The organism is Mesorhizobium sp. WSM2561, assembly GCF_000513915.1.
Lineage (GTDB): Bacteria > Pseudomonadota > Alphaproteobacteria > Rhizobiales > Rhizobiaceae > Mesorhizobium > Mesorhizobium muleiense.
This window is the reverse complement of the sequence record NZ_AZUX01000022.1, coordinates 68,956-83,512: the sequence shown is the minus strand read 5'-3', so window position 1 is coordinate 83,512 and position 14,557 is coordinate 68,956. Positions and strand designations below refer to the sequence as shown.

General features: G+C 62.6%; 11 protein-coding genes. 3 read left to right on the top strand and 8 right to left on the bottom strand.

Going from position 1 to position 14,557, the window contains the following annotated elements; all coding sequences use genetic code 11:
• Positions 1-2: 2 nt before the first annotated feature.
• Genes tagH through tssA form a run of 8 tightly spaced genes read right to left on the bottom strand, consistent with a single transcriptional unit; the run spans position 3 to position 8,907 of the window.
• On the bottom strand, positions 3-1,490 hold the full coding sequence (gene tagH, locus M727_RS0119735) for a type VI secretion system-associated FHA domain protein TagH (RefSeq protein WP_027154115.1): 1,488 nt from the start codon (positions 1,488-1,490) through the stop codon (positions 3-5).
• Complete coding sequence (tssG, locus tag M727_RS0119730; protein ID WP_027154114.1) at positions 1,487-2,572, bottom strand: type VI secretion system baseplate subunit TssG; 1,086 nt, start codon at positions 2,570-2,572, stop codon at positions 1,487-1,489. Before tssG ends, tagH begins: the two co-directional genes overlap by 4 nt.
• Entirely contained in the window at positions 2,536-4,410 is a 1,875-nt protein-coding gene (tssF, locus tag M727_RS0119725; protein WP_027154113.1) for a type VI secretion system baseplate subunit TssF, read from the bottom strand. The genes tssG and tssF overlap by 37 nt, the downstream gene beginning before the upstream one ends.
• Before the next feature lies 1 nt (position 4,411).
• Complete coding sequence (gene tssE / locus M727_RS0119720) at positions 4,412-5,167, bottom strand: type VI secretion system baseplate subunit TssE (RefSeq protein ID WP_027154112.1); 756 nt, start codon at positions 5,165-5,167, stop codon at positions 4,412-4,414.
• Positions 5,154-5,609 carry a type VI secretion system tube protein TssD gene (gene tssD / locus M727_RS0119715; RefSeq protein ID WP_023801311.1) on the bottom strand — a complete coding sequence of 152 codons (456 nt, stop codon included), beginning with the start codon at positions 5,607-5,609 and terminating at the stop codon, positions 5,154-5,156. The genes tssE and tssD overlap by 14 nt, the downstream gene beginning before the upstream one ends.
• A gap of 49 nt (positions 5,610-5,658) precedes the next feature.
• Entirely contained in the window at positions 5,659-7,164 is a 1,506-nt protein-coding gene (gene tssC / locus M727_RS0119710) for a type VI secretion system contractile sheath large subunit (protein ID WP_027154110.1), read from the bottom strand.
• A 3-nt stretch (positions 7,165-7,167) separates the two neighbouring features.
• Entirely contained in the window at positions 7,168-7,707 is a 540-nt protein-coding gene (tssB, locus tag M727_RS0119705) for a type VI secretion system contractile sheath small subunit (protein WP_027154109.1), read from the bottom strand.
• Positions 7,708-7,713: 6 nt separating this feature from the next.
• Complete coding sequence (gene tssA / locus M727_RS0119700) at positions 7,714-8,907, bottom strand: type VI secretion system protein TssA (protein WP_027154108.1); 1,194 nt, start codon at positions 8,905-8,907, stop codon at positions 7,714-7,716.
• A 333-nt stretch (positions 8,908-9,240) separates the two neighbouring features.
• Between tssA and tssH the strand changes: the two genes are divergently transcribed.
• The 3 genes from tssH (at position 9,241) to M727_RS0119685 (ending at position 14,026) form a co-directional block, all read left to right on the top strand.
• Positions 9,241-12,006 (top strand): type VI secretion system ATPase TssH, encoded by a 2,766-nt coding sequence (tssH, locus tag M727_RS0119695; RefSeq protein WP_027154107.1) that lies wholly within the window; start codon positions 9,241-9,243, stop codon positions 12,004-12,006.
• 245 nt (positions 12,007-12,251) lie between these two features.
• A complete protein-coding gene (locus M727_RS0119690; protein WP_027154106.1) occupies positions 12,252-13,334 on the top strand; it encodes a histidine kinase dimerization/phosphoacceptor domain -containing protein in 1,083 nt (360 codons plus the stop codon).
• A gap of 452 nt (positions 13,335-13,786) precedes the next feature.
• Positions 13,787-14,026: a hypothetical protein gene (locus M727_RS0119685; protein ID WP_027154105.1), complete on the top strand. Its 240-nt coding sequence runs from the start codon at positions 13,787-13,789 to the stop codon at positions 14,024-14,026.
• Positions 14,027-14,557 lie beyond the last annotated feature (531 nt).

Sequence of the window (14,557 nt, the reverse complement as noted above, 5' to 3'; positions counted from 1 at the left end):
TTTCACTCCTCCTCATATGCATCCCGAAAATCAGCGCCGATTTCGCCCAGGAAGCTCGATTCCGCACTCTGGGCGATTTCACGATGGCGTTTCTGGTAAAGCTCCCACAACCTGGCGCGGCGCCCGCCCGAAAGCACGGTACCGATCGCGGAACTCGATTTGAGCTCTTCCTCGATCGCTGCCGGGTCAAAACGGTCAATCATTCGCCGCAAGGCGGACTGCACGCCTCGCCAGGCGCGCACATGATGTTGCGCGAGATCGCGGACGGCGTCGGCGATTGCCGCTTCACCGGCCAGAAATCCGGGGCTGCGGTCTGCGATGAGGGTCACGATGGCGTCGTCGACCGTCGGCAGAAACTTGAGCGGATTGACTTCAGAGGCCCCAACCACCGTCTGGGCGACGCGCGCGTTTCCCTTTTCCTCGGCCCGCTTGCGCAGCAGCTGCATCAGGCCTTCCATCATGAGCCGATACTCGCGACCGAACTTCTCCATTTCCGCGACGCTGTCGCGTCCGGGAAACTCGGCTTCCTCAATGCCCATGCCTCGCAGGAAGGCGCTGCGAAAGGCCATGTTCGCCGGTTGCGCCGCCGCCGGGGAGGGGGCGGGTGTGGGGGCAACGCCAGCACGTGGCGGAGACGGGATAGCTGCCCCGGGGCCAGGCAGATCCCAGGGATTGGCCGGCTGCGGCTCTGGGGCGACGTGTTTGCGTTGACCGGCCGAGCCGGCTCCGTTTCTCAAATCGGGCGACGCGGCCGGCCCGAAACCGAAACCGTCATCGAATTCAGATGACTTTCTTGAAACGGGCTGGCTTGAAACGGGCTGGCCTGGAAGGGGCTCGCTTGCACCGGAAGGCACCGGATCGAAGCTGAATGGGTCTGCGGTGTCCGGCGCACCACGCGGTTCGGAATAGCCAGCGCCATTCGGCGCCGGCGTCGATACCGGGTCGAGGCTGAACGGGTCGTCGAAGGCAGGCGAACTGCGCTGGTTGGCGCGCTCGAACGCTCCTGGAACGGGTTGCTCGAACGGGTTCGGCAGATCGGCGGGACGCGGTCGGCGCGGCTCTTCTTCGACCGTGGCTGAAAAGAAGTCATCGCGGCCGATGCTTACCGGCGCTCGCGATGCCGGCGGTGACCGTTCGGCGAACGATTGGCTGGCCGCTTGTGCCTGAGCGACCGGCGTCTGCAGATCGACGCATACGATGTAGTCGCCCAGCCTCAGCCGCATGCCGTTCTGAAGACGGACCGACGTGCCGGTGCCGAGCGGGCTGTCGGCCTCGTTTATGAACAAACCGCTGCTTGATGTGTCGGTGACGAAATACCCATCCGGCCCGCCGGTGATCCTGCAATGGGCGCGTGAAACGAACATGTCGGGATCGTCGATCTGCCAGTCCGCATCCGCGCTGCGGCCGATCACCAGTTCACCCTCGTCCAGCCGGCTCTGCCGTACCGCCTGGGTGCGTGGCCCGTGCTCCAGCGTCAGCAGCAGACTCATGCCGCGACCTCCGCCATTTCCGGCCGCCATCCGACGATCGTCCGCAGCCGCATATCGTCAGCATCGCCCCTTTCGGTGGGCCGCGCAAGCCAGGTAGTCCGGCCGAGCTGTACCGCTCCGATACGCGGCGGCGGCACAGCTTCGCGCGCGAGCACGATCCGCAGATCGACGTCCAGCGATTCCCCGACCATGTCGCGAACCGCCTGCTTGAACATTTTCAGGCGTTGGCCGCCCGGCAGGAACGTCTTGAACTCCTCATAGCCGAGTGGGCCGACGCGCAGCTCGATCCTGCTTTGGCGGCTGAAAACGCGCGGGCCGATCGTCGCCCCGCGACCCAGCACTGCGTAAGCCTTGGTAAGCCGGGTCTGGAGCGTCGCCGGTATGGTCATCCAGGTGGCAACGAACTCCTTGATCGCGACCGGCACCTTGAATGCTTCCGCCAGGAACAGCGTCAGCCGCTCCGGACCGTCGACCTGGCTGGCGAGCGCCGCCGCCTGGCGAAGCTTCACGGCGTCGAGATCGGGATTTTGGGTGCCGGGAAGTCCGGTTCCCGCCATGGCTTCAAGCATGGCCCTTACCCGGCCGCCGACCGCACGTTCAACCTGTACCGCCGGATGCGCGTCCGCCCAGGCCCGATAGTACAGGGCGATCATCCGGTGTTGGAGAATATTGACGAAATCCACGAACGTCGTGTCGACGGTCTGTCGTGCGTCGGCGCCGGTGAACCAGCGCTGCGACAGACGATCGAGCACCCAGCGTGTCAAATGAAGCGGCATCGGGCCTTCCGGTCCCATCAGCCCGAGATTTGCAACGGTGACCCGGGCCGGTGTCCCGTCCGTCCCCGGCGTCTTGTCCTTCGCCTCGCGGAATTCAACCACGTCCTTGGCGGAAAAGCTGAGACGCACATGCTGTCCGAGCCTTGCCGGCTCGCGATCTGCGCGGCCGGAATAGCCGAACAGCCCGCCGCGTTGTTCGAGCCGGCGCAACAGTTCGAAAAAGTCGAACGTATCGTCCAACTCTTCGGCCCGGCCCGGATCGAGCTTGCCTAGATCAGGTAGCGATTGCCGGGCGTCATCGGCCATGGCACATCCTCCTGCTTCTGCAGCAGCCGCGTGCGGGTCCGCACAAAGCCGTTTATTCCGGCGTGACGGGCAAACAGCCGTGCAAGCAAGGCCGAAAGCAGCAATGTGCTTTGCCCGGCCAGGACCGATTGGTCCACGTGCAATGTCACTTCCGTGCCCCGTCCGAAGCACATCGGCCCATCGATCTGCAGCCGTTCGATGACCGAGCGCGAGTCGATGCGAACGATCGAGTGCACGTTGCGAGCCAGGCTCGGATCTCCCCGGTCGGCGTAAAGATCGAGCAACGCATGCAGCGGATCGACACCGCGGCCTTCCTTGGCGAGGCTGAGAAAGTTGAGGGCCAGCTGCGCAACCAGCCGCCATGCGAGATTATCGGCTCGGGATTCGCCTTCGGCGCCCGCGGGCAGCGCCGCCGGGATAGCCGGCTGCGGCGGGCGCAAAGCACCGGTAAGCCGGACCGTTTCGACCGGATCGCCCGTCTCCAGCGTCAGGGTAGGGTTGTCGTCGAGGATCGGCAGATCGCGGTTGGTGCAAAGCGCCATGATGTCGAGACGCTTCAGCGGCCGGTTCGCCGGGCTTCCGGCCGGCCGTGAAACCGAAAGGAAAACGTCGTCCCCGGTGTAAGAAGTCCGGGTCAGTCCGTCGCGCCGTTCATCTTCGGTGGCCCGGCGAGGGCGCCGTTCGGTGGAATAGACCCAGCCATTGCTGCGGTTTTGCCCCAGGCTGAAGAGTTCTGGAATTTCGGCGTCAGGACCCTCGGCATCGGCGTCCTCGACATGGGTCACCCGATAGATTTCGAAGTCGCGCGCCCGCGTGCGGTCGGCATGCAGCACCTGCCGCGTTCTGCGCGGATCAAGTTCGATGACGTTGCAGTCACGCTCGAACAGGTTGATGATCGGTGTCGCGAAAAGTTCGAAATCCGCCGGCGTCACATCGGCAAGCTCGGGCACCGGGCGCCGGAACATGAAGATGATCTCGACCCCGGCCTCGCATCGGCGCACGACCGGTTGCAGTCCTGAAACCCGCACGTAGTGAAAGCGCTCGGGCATCATGAAATATTCACGCAGCAGGCGGTAGCCTTCGAAGGTCGGCCGGGTACGAGGCATCAGCGCCTCGTCGTCGCTGATGCCGACCATTTCGGGTTCCGGCAACGGCGACAGCGGATTGGCCTTGCCCTCGGCGCGGGCGCCAACGGCCGAGCAGGCGCCGAAAATCGCGTCGAACAGCAATGGCGCTTTGGTGCGTCCGGCAAAATAGAAATCAAGCCGGTCGAGCGCCAATTCGCCAAGCTTGCCTTTTCCGGCCCGGCCCAGAGTGATGCGCAGCGCCGCCTCGCCGCCTACGCCGCCGATCGGTGTTATGCCGGCCGCCGCCAACCCGCTGCGATCCTGGAAATAGCTGACCGAATTGATGGTTATCGGCCACAGCGTGATTTCCTGCGCGGTGGTGAACGTGCAGCGCGTCGACAGGCCGGGTTGCAGACTGGACACCAGCCGCGTGTTCCGCTTGATGACATGGCCGGCAATCATCGACTGGACCTGCTGGCCGGGTTTCAGCACTGCCATCGCCGTTGCCGGCGCCGGGGTAACCAGATCGGGGTAAAGGACATCCAGGACGCTGCGTGAAAACCGCGAACGCTCGGCGTCGACTTTCAACCGGGTGCGCGCAGCGAGGAAAGCGACGCCGTCAAGCAGCCGCTCGACATACGGATCCGGGCAGGGGACGGTATCGAGAGAAAGATTGCGTGCCACCGCCGGATGCATGTCGGCAAATTCCGCCGCGAGTCCGCGGATATGGGTCAGTTCCTCCTCGTAATATTCTACGAAGACCCGATCCATCTCAGCTTTCCCTGAATTCGGTCCGCGCCAAACCGTTGTCGAGGTTGACTGTCGTGCGCAGGCGCATGCGTTCCGGCGTCGGCGTCATGATCAGCACAGCGTCTATCTCGATCTTCAGGCCCGCACTTTTGTCACCAAGGGTCACCGCTACCTTGGTTGCGCTTTCCTTGAGACGCGGCTCGAACGTGGCAAGAACCGAGCGGATCTCGCGCGCCAGCGCCTCGCGATCAAAGTCGCGCGACGAACGGCCCGAAAACGACGGCACGCCGTAGTTGACCACGCTTCGGCGCACCTCGGGAAAATCGGCCAGCGATGGCGGATTGTCTGCAGCCTGTTCGTTTTCGAAATCGGAAAGAAGCGGAACAGCTTCGAAGCGCTCGGTGTTGAACAAGGCCTCGATGTCGCGCCGCACCGCCTCCCTGAGGACGCGTGCCGATACGACCACGCCACGGCTTTCGATCTCGGCGCGGTGTTGGGTCTGAAAGCCCAGGCGGTGCAGACGCCGCTTCTGATCGGATGTCAGCTCCGCGTCGGCATCGATAAGCCGCGCGCTGCCGGCAAGCAGCGTGTCCAGCCGGTCGGCGCCCAACTCGTCATGCAAGGTCTGGCGCAGCCCGTCGATCTCGGAGGTGACGCCCGGCAGGTCGTTGACGAGGCGGTCCCAAAGAGAGGGCTGGACCGCCTCGCGTTTCGCCCGCGAACTGCCGGTAACCTGTAGCTTGTCGGCGCCGGGCCGCCGCGCCTCACTTGCCGACATAGACATCCATTTCGATTTCGTCATCCTTGTCATAGACGAACTTGATCTTCTTGTAGGCGAAGCTGACCTCCTCCTCGATCAGGTCTTCCTCGTCCTCGGCCTGCGACATGTCGTATTCCATGATCGAGGCGTCGGTCAGGGTGACGACCAGATAGTCGCTGGTCTCGCCATCGATGGTCCGGCGGGCGGAGAACACAACTTCGTCCAGCGCCTTGTTGTCGAACAGCGCCTTTTTCAGATAGGGGGATGACTTGTCATAATGCTTGGTGAACTTGATCATCCCCAGCGACACGCGACCGCGGCGTGAGAGCGAATTCGGATCGTATGGCGCGATTATCTTGTAATCGACCCCGTGGACTTCGATTTCGTCCTCATGGCCGTCTCGAACGCTTGGCCCTTTGATATCCGGAACTTTTAGAAAACCATCAATTTTCACGGGCATTGTCTTCCTCCAGCGTTTTCAAAACAAAACAGGATTATGTTGCTGCAAATCAAGACTTTACGGACGGTAGTTCCGACACCAGACGAAGCGAGGCGTTGATGCCCTCCAACTGGTAATGCGGGCGCAAATAGAAGCGGGCGTTGTAGTAGCCCGGCCGCCCCTCGACGCTGTCCACCTGGACTTCAGCGGCGGCAAGCGGGCGCTTGGCGCGCGCCTTGTCGTCGGCAAAGGCCGGGTTGGCCAGCACGTATCGGTTGATCCACTCGGTCAACCAGATCTGCATGTCCGACCGCTCCTTGAACGACCCTATCTTGTCGCGCGCAATGGCTTTGAGGTAATGCGCAAACCGGGAAACCGGGAACAGATAGGGCAGGTTGGCGCTCAGCCGCTCGTTCGACTGTGCGTCGGGATCGACCAGCCGGCCGGCGCGGGTCTCGTCGTCCTGCAGCGAATGCGCGCCGATGAAAGCCGCCAGATCCGTGTTCTTCCGGTGCAGGATCGGCATCAGGCCGAGCTTGGCCAGTTCCGCCTCGCGCCGGTCGTCGATGGCGACTTCCGTCGGACATTTCATCGCCACCGATCCGTCGTCGGTGGGGAAGGAGTGCACCGGCAGGTTGATGACCGTGCCGCCATTCTCGACGCCGCGGATCTGCGTGCCCCAGCCATAGAGCTTGTGGCTGCGGTTTATGTTCACGCCCATCGGGAAGGCGGCGTTCATCCAGACATATTTGTTGTGGTCGCCCTGGACCTCTTCCTCGAAGGTGAAACCCTTCACCGGAACGGTATCCGTGCCGTAGGGAAGCCGTGCCAGGACGCGGGGCATCGTGAGGCCGATATAGCGCGCATCCTCGCTCTCGCGCAGCGATTGCCACGAGGCGTAGGCGGCGTTGGAGACGATCTGCTGCAGGTCCTGCGGGTTCGGCAGTTCCTGCCAGCTGTCCATGCGGAACAGGCGCGGCGAGGCCGCCGCGATGAACGGCGTGTGGGCCGAGGCGCAGACGCCCGAGATGTTGCGCAACAGGCCGACGTCACGCGGATGGTTGGAGAATTCGTAGGCGCCGATCAGGCAGCCGATCGGCTCGCCGCCCAGCATCGAATACTCGTCCGTATAGACCTTCTTGAAGATCGGGCTCTGGTCCCACATCTGGCCTTCATAGTCTTCAAGCGTGTCGGCGAGCTGCTCCTTGGAAATGTTCATCACCCGGATCTTCAGCTTCTGATCCGTCTCGGTGTTGTTGATGAGATACCACAGGCCGCGCCATGTGCCTTCCATTTCGCGCACTTCCGGCGCGTGCAGGATCTCGTTGACCTGCTCCGACAGCATCTTGTCGATGCCCGCGATCAGCGACTTGATTGACTTGATCGCGTTGGACGAGATGGTCGTGGTGTCGGATCGCGACTGTGCCGCCAGCGCGAGATTGCGAACGAGCTGCTGCAGCTTCTCGCTGTCGTCCTTCTTGACCTTGAAATCCTTTTCCAGGAGCCCGCTGAATTCTCCGAGATCGATGGTCTCCGCCTCGGCGGCGACGGCTGCGGTCTTTTGCTGTTCGGCCATGACTTACACCTCAACCTTGTCTTCGTCCGACAATGCCTGGCTGGCGATCTTGCCAAGAAGCGGCTCGTTGTTCAGAAGCTGCGCTATGCGCTTTTCAGCGTCGACGCGGCCATCCATGAAGCCGAGCAGCTCCTCGAGCTGGCGACGCATCTTGAGGATCTCGGCCAGTTGCGGGACTTGCTCGGCAATCTTGTCCGGGGCGAAGTCGCCCATCTTGGTGAAGGTAAGATCGAGTGCCAGCTCTTCATCCCGCTCGGCGCCCTCCGCCTGGGGCAGCGTATTCTTCACGCGGGCTTTGACGCGCGGTCCAAGCGCCTCCATGAAACGCGGGAAGCGGTTCGCGTCGGTCTCGACAAAGGAGCGGTCCAGCACCGACTTCATCGCTTCCTTGGTCTGTGAAGCGCCGGATAGGTCGGCCATCACCCCCATGACGAACGGCAATTCGATCGTCGTCGGGCTGCCATAGGTTTCCACGTCATAGGCGATCTGCACGCGCGGAGCGCGGTTCCGTTCGATGACTTTCGCTTTGCTTTCAGCTGCCATGGCTCGTTACCTTTCATCCTTCTGGGCCGTCTTCTTGGCATCGGGAACGCCGGCAAGCAGCCGGAATTCCTTCAGCCCCGACGGGGCGAGATCTTCCATCAGTTCAACGAAATCCATATGCACCATCCGGCGCACCCGGCGGGCCAGGTGCGGGATCGGGCTCGACGGTTCGGTGCGGTCATAAAAGGCGACGACGAGGTCGAGGCATTTCACGACGTCGTCGCGCGAGGAAATCCGATCCGGCAGCCCCGTGCTCGGTTCCGCGTAACTCGCCAGACTTGCCATAGTATCGGCTCCATGGCCCTTTGCAGGCATTTGACCGTTTCGAGCAGGCATTTCCGGATCTGCAGTCGTGGGGGCTGGCTCGGCCGCGCCGTTCGTCGCGGTCTCGATTGCCGAATTCCGTTCCAGGGTCGACAGCAAACGCTGCAGAAACCGTTTCAATTCCGGAACAGCGGCGCCACCGCCCTGCAGACGGACGTTGAGAGCCGTCTCGACCGCATCAAGAGCCGTGATCGCCGCTTGAGCATCGGCAATGAGCGACATCATCTCCGCATTGGCTTGATCGGCCTGCGCCTTGCACCCGCTATGAACCCGGTTCAGCAGTTGACCGTGCGCGCTGGCCAGCGTTGCCTTTTCCGCCGCATTCAATCCCGAAGCCGCTTCCAGAAGCATGACCCGCTCGTCGAGTGCGGCTTGTTCCAGATCGCGTCCGCTGATCGGTCCCATAGGGCGCGGCGCGAAGAACGTCATTCGCCGCAAGTCCGCCAGCAGCCCGTCCTGGCCGTTCTGGAGGTCGAGCAGGGCGTTGATGCGACGCAAGGCGGCGTCGCGTGGTGAGGCACTGGGCCGCAGGGCCGGGTGCATGGTCTCCCAATGCTGATCGAAGCTCCGCGCAATAAGGGTCAGGCCATGCGCGAGCCCGGCGAGCCGCTGCTCATTGGCCAGCGCGCGCGTGACAATGACGAGCAGGCGCAGATCCCGGCCATGCGCACGCAATTCCTCCGCCTTGTCGAGGACGGCAGGCCAGTCGACCGGAATGGTGCTTTGCGACGAGGGCTGGTTGTGGCCGCCATGGACGACCTTGACCTGCGGCTCGGTGAGACGCTCCAGCTCATGAAAGGCTGGATCGTTGCGCAAATCCTCCCCTGACGGATTTTCACCGTCCAGCGGATTCAGCCAGAGTGCGAGATCAAGCACACCATCCCCCAGCGCGCGGCTCGTGGGCCGTGCCTGACCCAACGTTACCACACTGCGACACTTTACCACAATTTAGTTGATGCTCAATCTTAATACGCGCCTGCAACCGGCGCGCTGGGCTCAAAAGTGCTGGCGCATTTCTCGAACCCTGTCGGTGAACGCATCGCCGACAGGCGGGGCGTTCGATGGCGTTGCAGCCGATGGCGCCGGCGCCTGCCGGCACGGAAGAAATCGACTGAATCGCACACCCGGACGGCCCGCTCATAAACGCTCTTTGTCAAGTCGCTGCTTATGTGGCAGTTTGTTGGCTGGCAGATTGGAGGGGCAAGTTCGATGGAACAGCGCCGGTCGTCGCAGAGCTTTAAACGCAAGGAACTGGTCGGCAAGCTCAATCCCACCTGTTTGCGCGCCTTCAAGGCTGCGGCCGACACCGCCAAGCTGCGCGGCAATCCTTATGTCGAGCTCGTTCACTTCATCGAGCAACTGGTGCTTTCAGAGCGCTCGGATATGCAGTTGATACTGGCAGACGCCGGGGTGGATGCGAGCCGGCTCACGGCCGATATGACCCGCGCCGTCGACAAGCTGCCTTACGGCGCCACTTCGATCGAGGAATTTTCCGATCATATCTTTCACGCCATCCAGGAGGCCTGGGGCCTGGCGGGACTGGAATTCAGCGTCGAGGAAGTGCGCAGTGCGCATATTCTGCTCGCCTGCCTGAAGACGCCGGTGCTGGAAGGCCTGCTGTCGAAGATCAGCGGCGAATTCGACAAGATCGATGCGCAGGGCGTCATTGCGCGGTTCGCGGACGTCATGGAGGGTTCGCTCGAAGCCGGCGCCTCGACTGCGGTTGCCGCCGCCGAAACACCGCGGCGTGCTCCGGGCGGGGATTCGGCGCTGGCCAAATATGCCACCGACCTGACCCAGCGCGCCCGCGACGGCAAGATCGATCCGGTCGTCGGGCGCGATCCCGAGATCAGGCAGATCGTCGATATCCTGATGCGGCGCCGGCAAAACAACCCGATCCTGACCGGCGAGGCGGGGGTCGGCAAAACCGCGGTCGTCGAGGGCTTTGCCTTGCGCATTGCCGAGGGCGACGTGCCGCCGACGCTGCAGGGCGTCAGCGTGCGCATGCTCGATGTCGGCCTGATGCAGGCGGGCGCCAGCGTAAAGGGCGAATTTGAAAAACGGCTGAAGGCGGTCATTGACGAGGTGCAATCCTCGGAAACGCCGGTCATCCTCTTCATCGACGAAGCGCACACTTTGATCGGCGCCGGCGGCGCGGCAGGAACCGGTGATGCGGCCAATCTGCTGAAGCCGGCGCTGGCGCGCGGCGAGCTTCGCACGATCGCAGCAACGACCTGGGCCGAATACAAGCAGCACATCGAGAAGGACCCGGCGCTTACCCGTCGCTTCCAGGTCGTCAAGATAGATGAGCCGTCGGAAGCGGTCGCCGTTCTCATGCTGCGTGGTGTCGCCGGTGTTCTTGAGCAGCATCACAAGGTGCAGATACTCGATCAGGCGATCGAGGCGGCGGTCAGCCTCTCCCACCGCTACATCCCGGCGCGGCAACTGCCCGACAAGGCCGTGAGTCTTCTCGACACCGCCTGCGCCCGTGTCGCCATTTCGCAGCATGCCACCCCGGCGGAGGTGGAGGACATCATGCGCCGCCGCCAGGCGCTGGACGTCGAGCGCGCCATCATCGGCCGCGAGGCAGCGATCGGCATCGACGTGGCCGACCGGCAGGCTCGGGTCGAAACCGGGCTTGCCGAGACCGAACTCACGCTTGCTGCCGCGCAGCAACGTTGGGATCGGGAAAAGGCGCTGGTTGGCGAGATACTCGAACTGCGCGCCAGGCTGCGCGGCGAGGGTGTGCCCCTCGACGCCGTGGAGCCTCCGGGGGCGGTCGCCGAAACCGCAGGCGCCGATGCCCCCGAGATCAAAGCGCCTGAACCCGATGCGCCCGAAACCGATGCGGAAGCAACGGCCACTGCCGATCCTTCTCCACCCGATCCGGCTGCCGATCTCGCGCGGCTGCGCGAGCTGATGGCCGAACTCGCAGAAGCGCAGGGCGAGACGCCGCTGATCCTGCCGTCGGTCGACCGCAACGCCGTGGCCGCCGTGGTGCAGGACTGGACCGGCATCCCGACTGGCCGGATGCTGTCGAGCCAGACCGAGAAGGCGCTACGGCTCGCCGTCACGCTATCCGAGCGCGTGGTCGGTCAGGATCACGCCATGGAAATGATTGCCAAGCGCGTGCAGACCAGTCGCGCCGGGCTCGGCGCGCCCGAAAAGCCGGTGGGGGTCTTTCTGCTCTGCGGTCCCTCGGGCGTCGGCAAGACCGAAACCGCGCTGGCCCTGGCCGAGACGCTCTATGGCGGCGAGCAGAACCTCATTTCGATCAATATGTCCGAGTTCCAGGAGGCGCATACGGTCTCTACCTTGAAGGGCGCGCCACCCGGATATGTCGGCTACGGCAAGGGCGGCATCCTCACCGAGGCGGTCCGGCGCAAGCCCTATTCGGTGATCCTGCTTGACGAGGTCGAGAAGGCGCATCCGGATGTGCATGAAATCTTCTTCCAGGTCTTCGACAAGGGAATGATGGACGACAGTGAAGGCCGGCGGATCGATTTCAAAAACACGCTGATCCTGCTCACCTCGAACGTTGGCTCCGAAGTCATCATGGACCGGACCAGCAGCGGCACGGTGCGGGCGGGGCTCGACGATCTCGACACAGCATTGCGCGCCCCGCTGCTGAAGGTTTTCCCAGCGGCCTTCCTCGGCCGGGTGGTGACCATCCCATACTACCCGCTCTCGGACATGATGATCGAAGCGATCACCCGCCATCAGTTCGCCAAGATCGCCCGCCGGCTGCGCTCGAGCAACGATGCCGAGTTGGTGATCGGTGACGGTGTCATGGATCTGGTCAAAGCCCGCTGCACCGAGATCGAATCCGGCGGGCGAATGATCGACGCCATTTTGACAAACACGCTTCTGCCCGAATTGAGCCGTGGCGTGCTGAACCGGTCGCTCGAGGGCGAAAAAATGACGAAGGTGACGGTCGGAGCCTCCGAAGGAGGTTTCACCTATTCCTTCGAATAGCTGAGCAGAACGTGGGACCCCGATTCACTCGGCGGGCTGGACCGGCTGCGCGGTGGGTTTCGCGGAGCCGCTGGCCCGCCGTCAGCATGCCGGAGCCGGCCGATCGGAAGATGTCGTTTTACCCAGGGCCGTTGCGCGAGGCACGTCTTATGGTCAGATGCCTGACACGGCGCGATGCAGCTCCAGCTTTGGCGATGGCGGGCGCACTGCATTATTGATATTGTACGCCCAGAACAGGCGCGCAAATGACATCCACTTCAGACAAGGCCGATGCGGTCGAGCAGTTGCTTGACACACCTGAACTCGCAACCGCACTGGAAAGCGAACAGTTCAAGAAATTCCTTGACCAGGTGCCGATCGCCATAGCCGTTGCAGACCTGGCCGCTGAGGAGCGTGTAGTCTACGCCAATCCGGAGTTCGAGAAACTGTCAGGCCTGACGGTCGCTAGGCTAACTCGAGAAAACTGGTCGGCCCTTTCGGGCACAGGCCTCTACCAGCAGAAGGACCGCCCGCTGGCCGAGGCCGTGGTCCGGGAGACCGATTTGGTCGGCACCTACAGGCTGGAGCACAACGAGGACAAGCTGCCGATCGTCGACGTTTATTCCAATGTCATCGAGGACGACAACGGCAAGATCTGCTTCCGGTTGGTGGCGCTGGTCGACGTATCCGCCCATGGCGAAGCGGCGGATCAGCCCTCGGTGGAGGAGCGTGTCAGCGAGAAAGACACGCTGCTGCGCGAACTGCAGCACCGGGTGAAGAATAACCTGCAGATGATCACCGCCCTGATACGGCTTGAAAGCCGCAATGCGACTGAGGCCGACCGGAGACGGTTTGAACGGCTCGCCGGTCGCGTCGACGCCCTGGCGATCCTCTACCAGACGCTGACGGCCGACGAGCAGAAGGAAGAGGTCGATCTTGGCGTCTATCTCAGCCAGATCGCGTCCGCGGTGATGAGCTCGCATGCAGTCGAGGGGATCCGCCTCGATATGAGGGTGGACACATATCCGGTGTCAATTAACGTCGCCATGCCGGCTGGACTGGTGGTCAACGAATTGCTGACCAATTCGCTAAAACATGCTTTCCAGGGGCGCGAAGGCGGCACGATAACGCTGCACAGCATCGTCGATGGCGACGGCTGCCGGGTCATAGTGGCTGACGACGGAATTGGACTGCCGGAAGGCGAGACGTGGCCCAAGCCAGGCAAGCTCGGAGCCCTGATCGCGCACTCGCTGACCGAGAACGCCAAGGCGCGGCTCGCGGTCGACTCGAGCGCCAGCAAAGGGACGAAGGTGACGATCGTCTTCAATCGATCAGCGGCTGCAAGCTGACACCCGACTAAGGCAGTTGGCTTCATGTCCGGCCTTGAGCAATTGCGCAAATAGCCGGCAGGCACGTCCGTAAGGTAGCAGGATGAAGTGCGGGCGTTTCGCTCGTTTGCGCCGGCGTATCAAGCCCGCTGCCCCGAGGGCCTCTTCGAAGATCTTTTTCACGCCGTGGGGCGGCGGGCTAGGAGGCAGCTCTGGACTCGGCGGACCGCGGGTGAGGGGACACGTTGCGGGTGCAAAGGAGCTCCGGGCGGGCGTGAAGGCGGATCAAGCGCTCGATTGGAATGAAGAGGCCTCGCGCGAGCCGGTTACCCGATCGCTGCTCGGAGATTCCACCAGATACTCCTGTGTCGCGCCCGATCAGCAGCCCCTGGTCCATGCGATTTCGCGCATCGGTTGCATCGCGGCCCCAGACACGCTATTATACTGTCTCGCATTCCCGGGGGGGAAGGTGGATGAGCATCGTCCATAGTGTCGGTCCAATTCTAGATCAGGCAATTGCCGCAGTTCTCAACAGGGCCGGCTTTGGGGATACCGTCTCGGTCAAAGCGGCATTAAACCTGGTTCGGCAGGCTGCACCTGATTTGGTCGCATCCAATGACGATCTGACCGAAGCTATCCTCGAAGTCGCTGCTGCCCTGGGCCTGTTCGTAGCTTTCGATGAGCAGGAAGAGTATCCGCTCAGTCCCGCTTAGGTGTCCGATCACCCCTCGAAAGATTTAATGCATGTCGCGTAAGCGGTTTTGCGACTACGACATGCATAAAACAAGAACTTAGCGTCCCGTGAATCCATTCAGCCGCGACGCGATTTAGCGAAATAATCCGCCCCCTCATGGAACCCTTTAGCAATCGACGAGTTGCGTTCAAAGCTGAAGGTGACCGCCATGGCAACCAGAGAGAGCGATCGTGGCTTCCGAGATCTGGTCCGTTCGGAAGACAATCGTCGGAGCCTGCGCAAGCGATTAGGACTGGAAGGCGATCAAACCCTGTCGCCGAGGCTTGTCGCATTAGGTCAAAAGCTTCAGAAGGAGCTTGAGCGGCGAGAGCAAGAGATGGCTGACGAGAAGCCCCCGTCGCCCTGAAGTTGGTCATGGCATCTCATTCTTTGACCAGAGATTGGCAACGCGTGACCGAGCGGGCCATAAGACCTGGCAACGCCGTTCGCAAATTGATCGGCACCAAAGCCAATCGTCGTCACGCACTGAAAGCGTCACTCGAAACTGATG